We start from the raw sequence: 14,391 nt of genomic DNA, 5'->3' as shown, positions 1-14,391 counted from the left end.
GGACACGATATGGCTGAACAAATTATTATCGCGCTGGTTTTGGGTCTTGTGGAGGGGCTTACGGAGTTCATTCCCGTCTCCTCCACCGGCCACCTGATATTGCTCGGACACTTCCTCGGCTTCAAGGAAGCCGCCACATTCGACGTTCTGATCCAGCTCGGTGCGATTCTCGCCATCCTGCTTGTCTATTTCAATCGCCTCGTTCAAATCGCCAAGGCGCTGCCTGTGAGCGTCAAGGCCCGCCATTTCGTGCTGGCTGTTCTGTTCGGCTTCCTGCCGGCTGCCGTCATCGGCGCGCTCGCGCATGACTTCATCAAGACCGTTCTGTTTGATTCACCGCAGCTTATCTGTATCTCGCTGATCCTCGGCGGCATTGTGCTGCTCGTCATCGACAAGATCCAGTTCAAGCCCAAATATACCAGCGCCTATGAGTTCTCCTGGCCGATGGCGATCAAGATCGGCTTCTTCCAGTGCCTGGCAATGATTCCGGGAACGTCGCGTTCGGGCTCCACCATCGTCGGCGCCTTGTTGCTCGGAGCCGACAAGCGATCGGCCGCAGAATTTTCCTTCTTCCTCGCCATGCCCACCATGGCGGGCGCCTTTGCGCTGGATCTTTGGAAGAGCCGACATGATCTCAGCACGGACCAGGGTCTGCTGATCGTCATCGGTTTCGTCACCGCCTTCATATCGGCGCTGCTCGTCGTGCGGGCGTTGCTCGACTTCGTCTCACGCCGCGGCTACGCCCCCTTTGCATGGTGGCGCATTGCCGTCGGCACCCTCGGCCTGATCGGACTTTACACGATCGGCTAATACGGACGGACTGACGTCGCAATCCTGGAGAAAGATGGGGGCCGGTGAGAACCGGCCTTTTTCATGCTCGATCAGTTCGACGAGGAAGCGCCGATGGAGCCTGTCGTGCAGGGGTCGACGCCATAGGCCGGCGCACATTCGCCCTTCACTGAGGCGATGCTGCCGCGGGCCATGAAGGATCCGGCGAGAATCACCAATGCCGCGCACGCAAACAAAAGCGCGATAGACTTACCCATCGAAGAATGCCTTTCCGCAGAAGTGTGAAGCGCCCCTCAGACCAGCTCACTGTCCAAGCCTGAGACGCGCGGTTGTGTTAGTCAGTGGAATGAGCAATAGCAATAAATGTTCATATTAAATTTGACGTTAATGCTACTATTTCCACACTGCGTCTTTTGAGCAACGCTGAGCTGTGAATGACGGTGCTCTGCCAGCCTGCTGGAGCAGGTTTCTGCCGTTAAGGAGCAATAAAAAACGCCGCTCGGCAAAGCCGGGCGGCGCGTGAATTTCGTGGAATGGCCGAATCGTTAGGCTGCTTTGCCCGAGCCGGTGAACTGACCCTGCGGACGATAGCGGACCAGATAGGACGGCAGCACGGAGATGAGCAGCGTCGGCAGCAGGCCGATGTCCTTCAGCGTCCGTCCTTCCGCCTCGGCCTGCTTGGAAACGACATTGTCGCTCTTCAGCAGCGTGACCTGGTCTGGCGTGATCGGCGGCGTGATGAGCGGCACCAGCGACGCGATCGAGCCGATCAGCGAGGCGACGGCGAACGGGATCGAGACGAGCGTCTTCTTCCGGTTGATGACGGACAGCGTGGTCTCGAGACATTCGCGGAAGGTAAGCACTTCCGGGCCGCCCAGTTCGTAGGTCGTGCCGGCCTTCAGCTTGCCGTCGACGCTGCGCGCAACGGCCTCGGCGACATCTTCGACGTAAACAGGCTGGAATTTGGTCTCGCCGCCGCCGATCAGCGGCAGGAAGGGTGCCGTGCGCGACATATCGGCGAACTTGTTGAAGAAGCCATCTTCAGGTCCGAAGACGATCGAAGGCCGCATGATCACTGCATCCGGCTTTATCGACAGGATGGCTGCCTCGGCGCGGGCCTTGGTGCGGGCATAGGCCGAAGCGGAATTGGCATTGGCGCCGAGCGCGGAAATATGCGTCAGCGAAGCGCCGACGCCGCGCGCGGCCTCAGTGATGGCCTTGGCGCCGAATTCCTGCACGGCGTCGAAGGTGTTGCGGCCGCTTTCGGCCAGGATACCGACGCAGTTGACGACATGCTGCGCGCCTTCGACGGCGCGGTCGATGGAATTGCGATAGCGCACATTGGCCTGGACGATCGAAATCTGGCCGAGATTACCGGCCGGCACCAGGAAACCGGCAAGGTCGGGACGGCGTACGGCGACGCGGATGCGATAGCCACGCTTGGCAAGCGTGCGCACCACATGCCGCCCGATGAAGCCTGATCCTCCGAACACGGTAACGAGCGGCGGGAGGTCGGACAGGGTCATGGCAGGCTCCTCGAAAGGCTTTGATTGGGCTGATCTGATTTCGTCTTAACCGATCGGAGCGCCGAGGTGAAGTGCTATCGCGCTGCATCGCAGCGTCACATTTCGAAGGGATCAAATCCCTTCGACGACGACCATTTCCGCATCCGCTACTTCATGGCGGATTTTGGCGGCCGCCTGGTATTCCGGCGAGTTGTAGCAATCGACGGCATGTTGCAGCGACGGAAATTCGATGACGACGTTGCGGCCGCGGGCCTGCCCCTCAAGCGGGGTGAATGCACCACCACGGGCAAGGAAATTCGCGCCGTATTTCTCGAAAGCCGGCTTGGCGCCGGCGACGTAGTCCTTGTAGCGCTCGAGGTCGCGAACATCGACGCGTGCAATCCAGTATCCCTTTGCCATATTTGCCTCCCTGTTTCCCGTAATGATCTAGAGTGCGGCGTCGATCTCGGCGAGGATGGCCCGGGCCGCCTCCTTGGGATCGGCTGCCTTGACGATGGGCCGGGCGACGACGAGATGGCTCGAGCCGGCCTTGATGGCGGCGGCCGGCGTCATCACACGCTTCTGGTCGCCCTTGTCGCTACCATCAGGCCGGATGCCGGGAGTTACCAGCGCCATGTCCGGGCCGATGATCTTGCGCACGGCGGCTGCCTCCTCGGCCGAACAGACGATGCCGCCCATGCCGGCGAGACGCGCCTGCTCGGCGCGGCGCAGCACCAGCGTATGCGGATCATATTCATAGCCGGCGGCAATCAGATCCTCTTCGTCCATCGACGTCAGCACGGTGACGCCGAGCAGGCAAAGATCCGATCCCTTGGCTGCGGCGACGGCCGCTTTCATTGCCTTTGGATAGGCATGCAGCGTCAGCATCGACATGCCCATCTTGACGATGTTCTCGACGCCGGAGGCCACCGTGTTGTCGATGTCGAGCAGCTTCATATCTAGGAAGATCCTCTTGCCGTCGGCGGCGAGATCGCGCGCGAATTCCAGGCCGCCGGCAAAGGCGAGCTGATAGCCGATCTTGTAGTGGAGGATATCGTCGCCGAGGGCGCCGACCACTTTTTCGGCCTCCGGAAGGTTTGGGACATCCAGTCCAACGATCAAGCGGTCGCGTGCGGTCATCTCAAGCCCATCCCATCCAATCTTCCATGGGTGTCCAGTCGCATGAGACGACACGCTTCGCAAGATCGAAACAGAAAAGATTGCCGCCGCCGGGAGGCTGATCGGCCTGCCGCGCGATCGGCTTTCCTTCCAGATGGCATCTCAGCAGCGTGCCGACGCCGCCATGCCCGACGAAGGCCATCGGCACCTGCGGATCATGCCGCGAAAGTACGGCATCGACATTGGAGACGATCCTCGCCTGCGCATCGATGGCGCGCTCCCAGCCTTTGAAGCTCTCGTGCGGATGGGCAAAGAACCAGTCCGCCGCCTTCTCGAATTCCGGCGGGGTCAGGAAGCCCGTGGCGCTGCGGTCGTTTTCATGCATGGCCTCGATGATTTCGACCGATGCACCGCTTGTGGCCGCGAGAATTTCGGCTGTTTCTATCGCCTTGCGTTCGCCGCTGGAGACGATCAGGCCGAGCCTGTGCGCCCAGGGGTGTGTCGCCGCCAAGCGTGCTCTTGCCGCGCCGATCTCGGAAAGTCCCCATTGCGGCACGGGAATGTCCGGGTCGATGCGCACCTGGGGGTGCGTGACATAGAGGGCGTACATGGGATTGCCTCAACCGCGGCTGTAGATCCAGAGCTGGGCCGGCGGAATATTGCGGACGATGAAGTCGAAGTGGCGGATGTGATAGCGATCCGGCCTGGCGATGATCGGCGAGACCGGCCCATAGGAGATCTGCACGACGGGACGGCCAGGCGGCATGCGGTCCAGCAGGCTCTCCAGCAGCGCGACACGCGCCTGCATCGGGAAATTAAGGAGCGGAATGCCTGACACGACGGAATCGAACGTCTGGCCGCGCAGGACGCCGAGCGTCTTGTCGAGATCGAAGGCATCGCCATTGATGAAATGGACGCCGGGATAGAGCTTGACGAGGTGATTGTAGAAGTCGGTGGAATATTCGATGGCGACGAGGTTCTGGGGCTCAACGTCGCGCGCCAGGATTGCCTTGGTGATGGCTCCCGTACCCGGGCCTAATTCCAGCACCGGCAGCCCGGATTGCGTGTTGATGATGCTCGCCATCTTACGGGCGGTGATCGAGGACGTCGGGGCGATCGAACCGACTGTCTTCGGCCCCTGCATCATGCCCTTGAAGAAACGGATCTCCTCGTCGAATTTCTTGCCCAGCCGTTCCTTGAGACGCAACGCCATGCTCTCCCCCACCAGATGTTATGGTCGCGACTTACATACCGCTTATCGCGAATCTTGCAATGCGATGACGCAATAACAAGAGAAAATGTCGCAATCCACAAAGGAAAAAATAAAAGCACCCTTTGCGTCTGAGAAACGCATGAAAGGGCGCTTTGGTTTCGTCAGACGCGCATCGGCATCAGAACATACAGCGCGTCGTCGCCGGCCGTATCGCGAATGAGGGTCGGCGAGCCGGCGTCGGCAAGCAGGAATACCGCCGATTCGCCCGAGAGCTGCGCCGTGATATCGAGCAGATATTTGGCGTTGAAGCCGATTTCCATCGGATCCATCTCGTAGCCGACAGCCACTTCTTCCGTCGCACTTCCCGAATCCGGATTGTTGACCGTCAGCAGCAGCTGACCGTCGGACAGCGCCAGCTTCACCGCGCGGCCGCGCTCCGAAGAAATGGTCGACACACGATCGACGGCCTGGGCGAAGGACTGGCAATCGACCCGCATTTCCTTGTCGTTGTTGGTCGGTATGACCCGCTGGTAATCGGGGAAGGTGCCGTCGATCAGCTTCGATGTCATGACGATGGACCCGATCGTGAGGCGGATCTTGGCGTCGGAGACCTCGACGGTCACGATCGCATCCGGCGTGTCCACCAGCTTCTGCAACTCGCCGACCGTCTTGCGCGGGATGATGATGCCAGGCATGCCTTCGGAGCCCGAAGGGGCGGTGACATCGGCGCGGGCAAGGCGATGGCCATCGGTGGCGACGGCCCTCAGCTTCAGGTCGCCATCGCTTTCGATCGTGTGGAAAAAGATGCCGTTCAGGTAATAGCGGGTCTCTTCGGTGGAGATCGCGAACTGCGTCCGGTCGATCAGCATCTTCAGATCCGCCGCCTTCAGCTTGAAGGAATGGCTGAAGCTGCCGGCGGTGAGATCCGGAAAATCGGATTCCGGCAGGCATTGCAGCGAGAATTTCGACCGGCCGGAGGCAACCGTCATGGAGCTGCCGTCGGGGTTGGTGGCGAGAAGCACTTCCGATCCATCGGACAGCTTGCGCACGATATCGTAGAGCAGGTGCGCCGGCACGGTGGTGGCACCGGCCTGCTCGACATTGGCGGGCGTCGCCTCGGTGATTTCGAGATCGAGGTCCGTCGCCTTCATGTCGAGGCTTGCGCCCTCGGCCTTCAGCAGCACGTTGGACAGGATCGGGATCGTATTGCGACGCTCGACCACGCGATGCACGTGGTTCAGCGACTTCAGGAGGTTCGACCGCTCAATTGTAATACGCATGGATGCTACCGCTTTCGACCGTGACTTTCCGGGCGGCCCGAAGCGCCCGAATGACATGTTTTCGGACGAGGCCCGAAAGATTGGACGGGCAAAATGGCAGACTTCAGCATGCGAATGCAAGAGGCATGGGGCGTTTGTCGCGTGCCAATTGAACATTTGGCCGACAATGCTCACAGGATTTGCACCGCTCTTGCCGTCGGGCCGAGCCTCGCCCATAAAGGCGATGAATCCGAGGCGAATTCAGGACAGGCATGAACGAAGACCATTCAAGCGGCGGGGCGCGCAGTTTCCGCCTGCATAATACCACGGTTCCAGCCCGTCCTCTCGAACCGGCGCTCTACCTTGTCGCCACGCCGATCGGCAATCTCGGCGATATCACGTTGAGGGCGCTGGAGACGCTGGCGGGCGCCGATGTTCTGGCCTGCGAGGATACCCGCGTCACCCGCGTCCTGCTCGATCGCTACGGCATCCAGAACAGGCCTTATGCCTATCATGAGCACAATGCCGATGAAGCAGGGCCGCGTCTGCTGCAGGCGCTGGAGGCCGGCCGTTCAGTGGCGCTGGTCTCCGACGCCGGCACACCGCTCGTCTCCGATCCCGGCTATAGGCTGGCCCGGCAAGCCATCGAGGCGGGATACAAGGTCGTTCCGATTCCGGGCGCCTCGGCGCCGCTGGCGGCTCTCGTCGGCTCCGGCCTGCCCAACGATGCCTTCTTTTTTGCCGGCTTTCTGCCAGCGAAAGACAAGGGCAAGAGGGACCGGCTGGCGGAGCTTGCGGGCATCCCCGCGACCCTCATCTTCTTTGAATCGCCGCATCGTATCGCCGCCACGCTTGCCGCCGCCGCCGATGTGCTCGGGGCCGAACGCCCAGCCGCCGTCTGCCGGGAGCTCACCAAGACCTTCGAGGAATTCCGCCGCGGGTCGCTCGCCGACCTCGCCGCCTTTTACGACAAGGTCGACAACGTCAAGGGCGAAATCGTCTGGCTCGTCGGCCCGCCGGCGGAGAGCGTGACGGCCGAGGCTGATGTCGATGCCATCCTTGCCGACCTCGCGGGAACAATGCCGACGGCGAAGGCCGCAGCGGAAGCCGCCCGGCTGACCGGCCTGCCGCGCAAGGAGCTTTATCAACGGCTTCTCGACATGAAGGGGCCGCATGGGTGAGCCGGGCGAAAGGCTGAAACGGCGAAAAGCCTGGCGCCGCGGCCATGTGGCCGAATATCTGGCGGCGGCCTTTCTGCTCTTCAAAGGTTATCGCATCCTGGCCGTCCGTCATCGCACCAAGCTCGGAGAGATAGACATCGTGGCCCGCAAGGGCGATCTCGCCGTCTTCGTCGAGGTCAAGTCCAGGCGAGGCGCGCAGGAGGCGATCGACGCCGTTTCCTTCTCTTCGCAAAAGCGCATCCGCGCCGCCAGCGACCTCTGGCTGGCGCGGCAACCGGATTTCGCCCGTCTGTCGCAACGCTACGACATCGTCGCCATGCTGCCCGGACGCTGGCCGCGGCATTTTCCGGATGCCTTTTGAGGACAGCGTTACAGGAACGTCACAAAATCAGCCTATTGGCGGGCGAAACGCGTTCGCGATCTTTTCGCCGGCGCTCTTCATCTCGTTTCGACAGGCTTCCCCATGATCCGCAGCACCGTTTCCGCTTTCTCCGTTCCTTCGCAAGAGGAGCGCAAAAGCTTCATCTCGCTCGAAAAGACGCCGGCCGTTCACGCTGCTGTCCTGGCATCGCTTGCCTGCATGAACACGGTGCGGATCGGCGGCGCCACGGCGAAGACTGGCGCTTTGTCCTTCCCCTTCACCGTCGCGGCCTGGAACCTCGAACGTTGCCTTTTTCCGGAGGAAGCCGCGGCCAAGCTGCGGACGACTGAAGCGCCGCTGGTGCTGCTTTCGGAGATGGACTACGGCATGGCCCGCACCGAGCAGCGTGACCCGACCGCCGTCATCGCCGGCGAACTTGCCATGAACTACGCCCATGGCGTCGAATTCCTGGAACTCAGTCTCGGCTCGGAAATCGAGCGTTCCTACTGCCGTGACGACTTCAACGAAAAGGGCTTTCACGGCAATGCTTTGATGGCTTCCGTTGCCCTCACGGATGCTTTCCTCTTCCGGTTGCCGGGTGAAGCCGTCTGGTTCAATGACGACAATGAGCAGCCGCGTGTCGGCGATCGCTGCGCCGTCGGCGCGATCGTCGAAACCGAGGCCGGCCCTTTCGTCGCCGTTTCGGTCCATCTCGAAAGTGTGGCAACTGCTGCCTATCGCGAGCGGCAGACGGCGGCGCTGATCGACGCCGTCGAGGCCTTCGCGCCCGGCCTTCCGATCCTGATCGGCGGCGATCTCAACACCGGCAATCATACCGGCGGCGACTTCTCGACCGATACTCTCTTCGCGATGGCGGAGAGCCGCGGCTTCGAATGCCATGGCGGCCCGCTCGATCAGACAAGCACGCGCCCAAGCCTTATCACCCGCTTTCCCGATCGCGCCATGAAGCTCGACTGGTTCCTGAGCCGGGGCCTGAAGATCAGCGAAAGCCATCTCGTTTCCTCGCTGAACGAGGACGGCAAGCCGCTTTCCGATCATGACATGATCGTCTGCACCATCGAGGGTTTTGTTGCCTGATCGTTGCAACTGTTAAAATGCGAGGTTTTTCCTGAACCGCGCCGTTACCTCTTCCATGCCATGAAGGTCGTGACGCGCATGGAATTGGGGGATTGCATGGTCTTGAAATTGATGTTGGCAAGCATGGCCGCATTCGCGGTTCGTGCCGCTCCGGTGGTGGCATTGCCACAATCGAAGAACTTCGTGGCCGGTTCTGCCGGTGAGATGGAAATGAAACCGGCGCCGATCGAACCGTCCTGGATTGTGGCCGGCGCGCCGGTCGCCCGCATTGCCGAGCATTCGCGCGGGCAGGACGATGCCGCGTTGACGGCGCTGTGGGATTGCACGGCGGGCGAGTTTCGCTGGTACTTCGGCTGGGACGAAACGGTGATGATCCTCGAAGGCGAGGTGCATATCACCACGGAGGACGGCGTCGAACGCATGCTCAATGCCGGAGACGTGGCTTATTTTGCCGGCGGCACATGGGCGACGTGGCGCATCGATCGCTATCTGCGCAAGGTGGCCTTCTGCCGCAAGCCGTTCCCGAAGCCGTTGACCATGGCCTATCGCCTGCGCAATCTCGTCAGGCAGGGCGGCACCCAGGGTCTCGCGGCCTGAGCGCGGCGAGCCTCTGCGGAAGCTCTTGAATAGCCGTTGCGTTTGAAGGCGGGCCGACCTACATCTGTCCGCGAATTCGAGCGAGGGCTGACTATGGCGAAGATTAGGAATGTCGCGGTCCAGATGGACCATGTCCGGGGCATCAACATTGCGGGCGATTCGACCTTCGCCATGAGCCTCGAGGCCCAGAACCGCGGCTACAAACTTTTCCATTATACGCCGGAACAGCTGAGCATGCGCGACGGCAAGGTCTATGCCTCCGTCGAGCCGATGATCCTGCGTGACGTCAAGGGCGATCATTTCGAGCTTGGCGAGCCGGAACGTGTCGATCTCTCAACCATGGATGTGGTGTTGCTTCGCCAGGATCCGCCCTTCGACATGGCCTACATCACCTCGACGCATCTCTTGGAGCGCATCCATCCGAAGACCCTCGTCGTCAACGATCCCGCCTGGGTGCGCAACTCGCCGGAAAAGATTTTCGTCACCGAATTCGCCGATCTGATGCCGAAGACGCTGATCACCCGCGATGCCGGCGAAATCCGCCGCTTTCGCGAGGAGATGGGCGATATCATCCTGAAGCCGCTTTACGGCAATGGCGGCGCCGGCGTTTTCCACTCGACGCGCGACGACCGCAATTTGTCATCTCTGCTTGAAATGTTCGGCCAGCTCTTCCGCGAGCCCTTCATCGCCCAGCAATACCTGCCTGACGTGCGCAAGGGCGACAAGCGCATTATCCTCGTCGACGGCGAGCCTGTCGGCGCGATCAACCGCGTGCCGGCCGAACATGACAGCCGCTCCAACATGCACGTCGGCGGTCGCGCCGAGGCCACCGAGCTGACGGCGCGCGAACAGGAAATCTGCGCCCGCATCGGTCCGGCGCTGAAGGCCCGCGGCTTCCTGCTCGTCGGCATCGATGTCATCGGCGACTATATGACCGAGATCAACGTCACCTCGCCAACAGGCATCCGCGAAGTGAAGCGTTTCGGCGGCGTCGATATCGCCAGCCTGCTCTGGGACGCGATCGAATCCAAACGGGCCTGATCGGCGGATCTGTCCACTCATTCCAGCCCATGACCTGAGAAGCCGGCGCTTGGTCTCCGGCCGATTTATGATGTCTATGTTCATTTATTGTTCTTGTTTCATTCCCTGTCTTGTGCCAGATTGCAACCCGTGGTTTGCTGCGTGGGGCAAATAGCGGCAAACGAGTCCGATGACAGGGGGCAGGGCATGGTGGCGCGCGTCAGTACGGTTGCGTTTCAGGGTATCGAGGGCGTGCCCGTCGAGGTTCAAGTGATGATCGCGCCGGGCAAGGTGCTGATGCACATCGTCGGCCTGCCTGACAAGGCGGTGGCCGAAAGCCGCGAACGGGTCCAGGCCGCACTCCACGCCTCCGGCCTGGCGCTGCCGCCGAAGAAGGTGACGGTCAACCTTGCGCCGGCAGACCTGCCGAAAGAAGGCAGTCACTTCGATTTTGCCATCGCTCTCGGCCTGATGGCAGCCCTTGGCGCAATCCCGGCCGATGCCTTGTCCTCCTATGCGGTCATCGGCGAGCTCAACCTCGATGGCACGATTGCTCCCGTCGCGGGCGCCTTACCGGCGGCCATCGCCGCCAATGCCGTGGGCAAGGGGCTGATCTGCCCCGCCGAGAGCGGGCCGGAAGCCGCCTGGGCGGGCAAGGAGATCGATATTCTCGCGCCCCGCAGCCTGATCGCGCTCGCCAATCATTTCCGCGGCACACAGGTCCTGTCCCGCCCGGAGCCGTCGATCCGCGCCGCCGCCGCCAATCTGCCCGATCTTGCCGACATCAAGGGGCAGGAGAGCGCCAAGCGGGCGCTGGAAGTGGCGGCAGCAGGCGGCCACAATCTGCTTTTCGTTGGCCCGCCCGGTTCCGGCAAGTCGATGCTCGCCTCGCGCCTGCCGTCGATATTACCGCCATTGTCGACGGCGGAACTGCTCGAAGTGTCGATGATCCATTCCGTCGCAGGCCAGCTTTCGGGCGGCAAGCTCTCCGACCGGCGGCCCTATCGCGCGCCGCATCATTCCGCCACCATGGCAGCGCTCGTCGGCGGTGGTCTTCGCGCCAAGCCCGGCGAGGCCTCGCTCGCCCATCACGGCATTCTCTTTCTCGATGAGCTGCCGGAGTTCTCGCCGCAGGCGCTCGATGCATTGCGCCAGCCGCTGGAGACCGGCGAATGCGTCATTGCCCGCGCGAACCATCGCGTTTCCTACCCCGCCGCCATCCAGCTCGTCGCGGCGATGAACCCTTGCCGATGCGGCATGGCCGGCGAACCGGGCCACACCTGCGCCCGCGGGCCGCGCTGCGTGAGCGATTATCAGGGACGCATTTCCGGCCCCTTGCTTGATCGCATCGATATTCGCATCGACGTGCCCGCCGTTTCCGCCGCCGATCTGATCCGGCCGACGACGGCGGAAAAGAGCGCCGATGTTGCGTTGCGTGTTGCTCGCGCCCGGGAGCGGCAGCGAGAGCGTTTCGAGAGCGCCGGCATGAAGGGGATCGTCACCAATGCCCGCTGCTCGACCGCGATGATCGAAACCATCGCCGAGCCGGATGCCGCCGGTCTGCAATTGCTGCGGGATGCGGCGGAGAAGATGAAGTTTTCGGCTCGCGGCTATCACCGCATCCTCAAGGTGGCGCGCACGCTCGCCGATCTCGACGACAAGCCGACCGTCGGGCGCATTCATCTGGCCGAAGCCATCTCCTATCGCATTGCTGGCGAGCGGCTGACCGCGGCTGCGTGAAACCCGCAAGGACCAGAAATGACAAAGGGCGCTGCGGCGCCCTCTGAATGCTTGGCAAGGGGGTAGGTCTTGTCAGCCGCCCAGACCCTCGAACAGCGCCGTCGACAGATAGCGTTCGGCGAAGGAGGGTATGATGACGACGATGGTCTTGCCTTCGGTTTCCGGGCGCTGGCCGACCTTGATGGCCGCTGTCAGCGCAGCACCCGAGGAGATACCGACCGGCACGCCTTCGAGCTTCGCCACGAGCCGGGCCAGCTGGAAAGCCTCGTCATTGGTGACGGTGACCACCTCGTCATAGACATGGGTGTCGAGGATCTTCGGCGCGAAGCCGGCGCCGATGCCCTGGATCTTGTGTGGGCCGGGATTGCCGCCCGAAAGAACCGGTGAATCCGCCGGCTCGACAGCGATGACCTTGACGTCAGGATTGCGGGCCTTCAGCACCTGGCCGACGCCGGTGATCGTGCCGCCAGTCCCGATGCCCGACACGAAGATATCCACCTTGCCCTCTGTGTCGTTCCAGATTTCCTCGGCCGTCGTCTTGCGATGGATTTCCGGATTGGCCGGGTTTTCGAACTGCTGCGGAATGATGGCGTCCGGCAGCGTTGCGGCCAGTTCCTCCGCCTTGGCGATGGCGCCCTTCATGCCTTTCGGCCCTTCGGTCAGCACCAGTTCGGCGCCGAGCAGCGCCAGCATCTTGCGGCGTTCGATCGACATGGTCTCCGGCATGGTGAGGATCAGCTTGTAGCCCTTGGCGGCGGCGGCGAAGGCGAGCGCGATGCCGGTATTGCCTGACGTCGGTTCGATCAGCACGGTCCTGCCGGGGGCGATCTTGCCCTGGCTTTCCAGGCTCTCGATCATGGCAACGCCGATGCGGTCCTTCACGGAGGCGATCGGATTGAAGAATTCGAGCTTTGCCAGGAGGTTGGCCTTGACGCCCTTCTCCCTCGCCAGCTTGTCGAGACGGACGATCGGCGTATCGCCGATGGTCTCGGTGATCGAGGCGTAGACGCGGCCGCGGCCTGGTTTGCGGGTGTCGGACATGGGTAGCTCTCCCTATATTTGAATTGTGGAGTGACAATAGGATCAAACGCCTGCGGAAACCAGAGTGCGCTCATTCTCCCGGCTTGTCGCCCGTGAGAAAAGAATCTCTCAAGAGGCCTGTTCAGAGAAGGTTTTTTCAGGCCGCGCGGGCGGCGATAAAGGCGGCCGTGCCGGCGAGAATGCTGGCGGCGACCCTGTTCAATATCCGCAGGGCTCTCGGCTTCTTCAGAAAGGTTCGAGCCCGCGAGGCAAGCAGCATGTAGGGCACGAGGACGATCAGAAGAACGACGAAGGTTGCAGCCAGCAGCATGGCATATTCACGCAGGCCGATATTGCCGATGTCGATGAGCGTCGGCACGAGCGCGACATAGAAGAGCATGGTCTTCGGGTTGCCGAGCGTCACCAGCAAGCCCGAGAGAAAGGCCATGCCGGCGCCGTTCGATTTCTTCGCCACGACATCGGTCGACAGCAGACCGGCGGTCCAGAGCTTCCAGGCGATATAGCCGAGATAGAGGGCGCCGGCGATCTTGATGACGAGAAAGACCTCGGTAAAGGTCTGCGCCACGAAGGCAAGGCCAAGGACGACTGCCGTCAGGTAGATGGTGTCGCCGAGCACGAGGCCAAGGCCCATGAAGAAGGTCTCGCGGAAGCCGGAGCCGAGCGCGCGGGCCACGATCGCCGTAATGCCCGGGCCGGGAATTGCCGCGGCGATGAAGAGAGCGCCGCAATAGGCGAGCAGGGATGCAAGCGTCATGGCAATTTCCTCCTCAGATGGTGCTTGCTCTATCGCACCACCTTTGCGTTTTCAAGCGATTGCGCTGATGCTGCGAACAGATTACCAAGGAGTTAACGGCGCGTCGAAACCGCTTTGCCCAAGGATATCATGTCTTCTGCATTGCTCCTGATCGATCTTCAGAATTCCATCCTGACCGGCCTCGGCAAGCCGGGCCGGCAGCCGGCGATCGATGCGGCACTGGAGGCGGTCGTCGCAAAGCTTGCGGCGCTGAAGCACAGGGCGCGTGCCGCCGGCATCCCGGCCTTCATCGTCCAGCATGATGGCGGTCCGGGTCATCGCCTGGTCAAGCGCAGCGAAGGCTGGCAATTGCGCCGGGAAATCGCCCCCGAGGCCGGCGATGTGGTGGTGCACAAGGCGAGCTGCGATTCCTTCTTCGAAACCGATCTCGAGACGAAGTTGCGGGCCCGAGGCGTTACCCGTCTTTTCCTCGGCGGCTGCATGACGCAATTCTGCGTGGACACGACAGCGCGCCGCGCCGTTTCTCTCGGCTTCGACGTCTCGCTGATCTCGGATGGTCACACCACTGCTGACATGGGCAAGCTGGCATTCGAAGAGATTGTCTCCCATCACAATATGCTGCTTGACGGCTTCGATGCCGGGCCGCATGAAATCAACTTGATCGCGTCTAGCGAAATTCTCTTCTGAATTCCTTCGTCCCGCCGCCGGAGCTCC

17 protein-coding genes are annotated in these 14,391 nt (G+C 62.0%); 8 read left to right on the top strand and 9 right to left on the bottom strand.

The window, feature by feature from the left end; genetic code table 11:
- The first annotated feature begins 9 nt into the window (after positions 1-9).
- Positions 10-810, top strand: coding sequence for an undecaprenyl-diphosphate phosphatase (locus GA0061101_RS18790; protein ID WP_037197312.1), 801 nt, complete (start codon positions 10-12; stop codon positions 808-810).
- 71 nt (positions 811-881) lie between these two features.
- Here GA0061101_RS18790 and GA0061101_RS39445 read toward each other — a convergent pair whose 3' ends face one another.
- The 7 genes from GA0061101_RS39445 to dnaN all read right to left on the bottom strand — a co-directional run bounded on the left by GA0061101_RS39445 (position 882) and on the right by dnaN (position 5,906).
- The gene (locus tag GA0061101_RS39445) at positions 882-1,046 is read right to left on the bottom strand and encodes a hypothetical protein (protein WP_037197313.1); all 165 of its coding nucleotides are present in this window, start codon (positions 1,044-1,046) and stop codon (positions 882-884) included.
- A 288-nt stretch (positions 1,047-1,334) separates the two neighbouring features.
- The gene (locus GA0061101_RS18780) at positions 1,335-2,315 is read right to left on the bottom strand and encodes a complex I NDUFA9 subunit family protein (protein ID WP_037197314.1); all 981 of its coding nucleotides are present in this window, start codon (positions 2,313-2,315) and stop codon (positions 1,335-1,337) included.
- A gap of 111 nt (positions 2,316-2,426) precedes the next feature.
- On the bottom strand, positions 2,427-2,714 hold the full coding sequence (locus GA0061101_RS18775) for a DUF1330 domain-containing protein (protein WP_037197315.1): 288 nt from the start codon (positions 2,712-2,714) through the stop codon (positions 2,427-2,429).
- Positions 2,715-2,741: 27 nt separating this feature from the next.
- Positions 2,742-3,434, bottom strand: a complete 693-nt coding sequence (gene pyrF, locus GA0061101_RS18770) for an orotidine-5'-phosphate decarboxylase (protein ID WP_037197316.1) — start codon at positions 3,432-3,434, stop codon at positions 2,742-2,744.
- A gap of 1 nt (position 3,435) precedes the next feature.
- Complete coding sequence (locus GA0061101_RS18765; protein WP_092574460.1) at positions 3,436-4,023, bottom strand: histidine phosphatase family protein; 588 nt, start codon at positions 4,021-4,023, stop codon at positions 3,436-3,438.
- A gap of 9 nt (positions 4,024-4,032) precedes the next feature.
- A complete protein-coding gene (gene pmtA, locus GA0061101_RS18760) occupies positions 4,033-4,626 on the bottom strand; it encodes a phospholipid N-methyltransferase PmtA (protein ID WP_037197318.1) in 594 nt (197 codons plus the stop codon).
- Between the two features lie 161 nt (positions 4,627-4,787).
- Positions 4,788-5,906 (bottom strand): DNA polymerase III subunit beta, encoded by a 1,119-nt coding sequence (gene dnaN / locus GA0061101_RS18755; RefSeq protein ID WP_037197359.1) that lies wholly within the window; start codon positions 5,904-5,906, stop codon positions 4,788-4,790.
- 251 nt (positions 5,907-6,157) lie between these two features.
- Here dnaN and rsmI point away from each other — a divergent pair, with 251 nt between their 5' ends.
- The 6 genes from rsmI to GA0061101_RS18725 all read left to right on the top strand — a co-directional run bounded on the left by rsmI (position 6,158) and on the right by GA0061101_RS18725 (position 11,882).
- On the top strand, positions 6,158-7,066 hold the full coding sequence (rsmI, locus tag GA0061101_RS18750) for a 16S rRNA (cytidine(1402)-2'-O)-methyltransferase (protein ID WP_037197319.1): 909 nt from the start codon (positions 6,158-6,160) through the stop codon (positions 7,064-7,066).
- Positions 7,059-7,427 carry a YraN family protein gene (locus tag GA0061101_RS18745; protein WP_037197323.1) on the top strand — a complete coding sequence of 123 codons (369 nt, stop codon included), beginning with the start codon at positions 7,059-7,061 and terminating at the stop codon, positions 7,425-7,427. Before rsmI ends, GA0061101_RS18745 begins: the two co-directional genes overlap by 8 nt.
- A 102-nt stretch (positions 7,428-7,529) precedes the next feature.
- Complete coding sequence (locus tag GA0061101_RS18740) at positions 7,530-8,525, top strand: exonuclease/endonuclease/phosphatase family protein (RefSeq protein WP_037197326.1); 996 nt, start codon at positions 7,530-7,532, stop codon at positions 8,523-8,525.
- 96 nt (positions 8,526-8,621) lie between these two features.
- Positions 8,622-9,122 carry a cupin domain-containing protein gene (locus tag GA0061101_RS18735; protein ID WP_208865013.1) on the top strand — a complete coding sequence of 167 codons (501 nt, stop codon included), beginning with the start codon at positions 8,622-8,624 and terminating at the stop codon, positions 9,120-9,122.
- A gap of 93 nt (positions 9,123-9,215) precedes the next feature.
- On the top strand, positions 9,216-10,163 hold the full coding sequence (gene gshB / locus GA0061101_RS18730; protein WP_037197328.1) for a glutathione synthase: 948 nt from the start codon (positions 9,216-9,218) through the stop codon (positions 10,161-10,163).
- Positions 10,164-10,349: 186 nt separating this feature from the next.
- A complete protein-coding gene (locus GA0061101_RS18725; RefSeq protein ID WP_092574458.1) occupies positions 10,350-11,882 on the top strand; it encodes a YifB family Mg chelatase-like AAA ATPase in 1,533 nt (510 codons plus the stop codon).
- 72 nt (positions 11,883-11,954) lie between these two features.
- Here GA0061101_RS18725 and cysK read toward each other — a convergent pair whose 3' ends face one another.
- Together cysK and GA0061101_RS18715 are read right to left on the bottom strand one after the other, a co-directional pair.
- On the bottom strand, positions 11,955-12,923 hold the full coding sequence (gene cysK / locus GA0061101_RS18720) for a cysteine synthase A (protein WP_037202915.1): 969 nt from the start codon (positions 12,921-12,923) through the stop codon (positions 11,955-11,957).
- Between the two features lie 136 nt (positions 12,924-13,059).
- Positions 13,060-13,677, bottom strand: a complete 618-nt coding sequence (locus tag GA0061101_RS18715; RefSeq protein WP_037202917.1) for a LysE family translocator — start codon at positions 13,675-13,677, stop codon at positions 13,060-13,062.
- 129 nt (positions 13,678-13,806) lie between these two features.
- On the opposite strand from GA0061101_RS18715, the gene GA0061101_RS18710 reads away from it, so the two are divergent.
- The gene (locus tag GA0061101_RS18710) at positions 13,807-14,364 is read left to right on the top strand and encodes a cysteine hydrolase family protein (RefSeq protein WP_037203308.1); all 558 of its coding nucleotides are present in this window, start codon (positions 13,807-13,809) and stop codon (positions 14,362-14,364) included.
- The last annotated feature ends 27 nt before the right edge of the window (positions 14,365-14,391 follow it).

The organism is Martinezella lusitana (assembly GCF_900094565.1).
Taxonomy (GTDB): Bacteria; Pseudomonadota; Alphaproteobacteria; order Rhizobiales; family Rhizobiaceae; genus Rhizobium; species Rhizobium lusitanum.
Note: the sequence above shows the minus strand (reverse complement) of the source record. Positions and strands in the feature narration are given on the sequence as shown.

Coding starts and splice junctions, on each gene's coding strand:
- cysK (WP_037202915.1), bottom strand. CDS start 12,923: ATGTCCGACACCCGCAAACCAGGCCGCGGCCGCGTCTACGCCTCGATC.
- GA0061101_RS18780 (WP_037197314.1), bottom strand. CDS start 2,315: ATGACCCTGTCCGACCTCCCGCCGCTCGTTACCGTGTTCGGAGGATCA.
- GA0061101_RS18740 (WP_037197326.1), top strand. CDS start 7,530: ATGATCCGCAGCACCGTTTCCGCTTTCTCCGTTCCTTCGCAAGAGGAG.
- dnaN (WP_037197359.1), bottom strand. CDS start 5,906: ATGCGTATTACAATTGAGCGGTCGAACCTCCTGAAGTCGCTGAACCAC.
- GA0061101_RS18735 (WP_208865013.1), top strand. CDS start 8,622: ATGGTCTTGAAATTGATGTTGGCAAGCATGGCCGCATTCGCGGTTCGT.
- GA0061101_RS18765 (WP_092574460.1), bottom strand. CDS start 4,023: ATGTACGCCCTCTATGTCACGCACCCCCAGGTGCGCATCGACCCGGAC.
- GA0061101_RS18715 (WP_037202917.1), bottom strand. CDS start 13,677: ATGACGCTTGCATCCCTGCTCGCCTATTGCGGCGCTCTCTTCATCGCC.
- GA0061101_RS18775 (WP_037197315.1), bottom strand. CDS start 2,714: ATGGCAAAGGGATACTGGATTGCACGCGTCGATGTTCGCGACCTCGAG.
- GA0061101_RS18710 (WP_037203308.1), top strand. CDS start 13,807: ATGTCTTCTGCATTGCTCCTGATCGATCTTCAGAATTCCATCCTGACC.
- GA0061101_RS18790 (WP_037197312.1), top strand. CDS start 10: ATGGCTGAACAAATTATTATCGCGCTGGTTTTGGGTCTTGTGGAGGGG.
- pmtA (WP_037197318.1), bottom strand. CDS start 4,626: ATGGCGTTGCGTCTCAAGGAACGGCTGGGCAAGAAATTCGACGAGGAG.
- GA0061101_RS18725 (WP_092574458.1), top strand. CDS start 10,350: ATGGTGGCGCGCGTCAGTACGGTTGCGTTTCAGGGTATCGAGGGCGTG.
- GA0061101_RS18745 (WP_037197323.1), top strand. CDS start 7,059: ATGGGTGAGCCGGGCGAAAGGCTGAAACGGCGAAAAGCCTGGCGCCGC.
- gshB (WP_037197328.1), top strand. CDS start 9,216: ATGGCGAAGATTAGGAATGTCGCGGTCCAGATGGACCATGTCCGGGGC.
- GA0061101_RS39445 (WP_037197313.1), bottom strand. CDS start 1,046: ATGGGTAAGTCTATCGCGCTTTTGTTTGCGTGCGCGGCATTGGTGATT.
- rsmI (WP_037197319.1), top strand. CDS start 6,158: ATGAACGAAGACCATTCAAGCGGCGGGGCGCGCAGTTTCCGCCTGCAT.
- pyrF (WP_037197316.1), bottom strand. CDS start 3,434: ATGACCGCACGCGACCGCTTGATCGTTGGACTGGATGTCCCAAACCTT.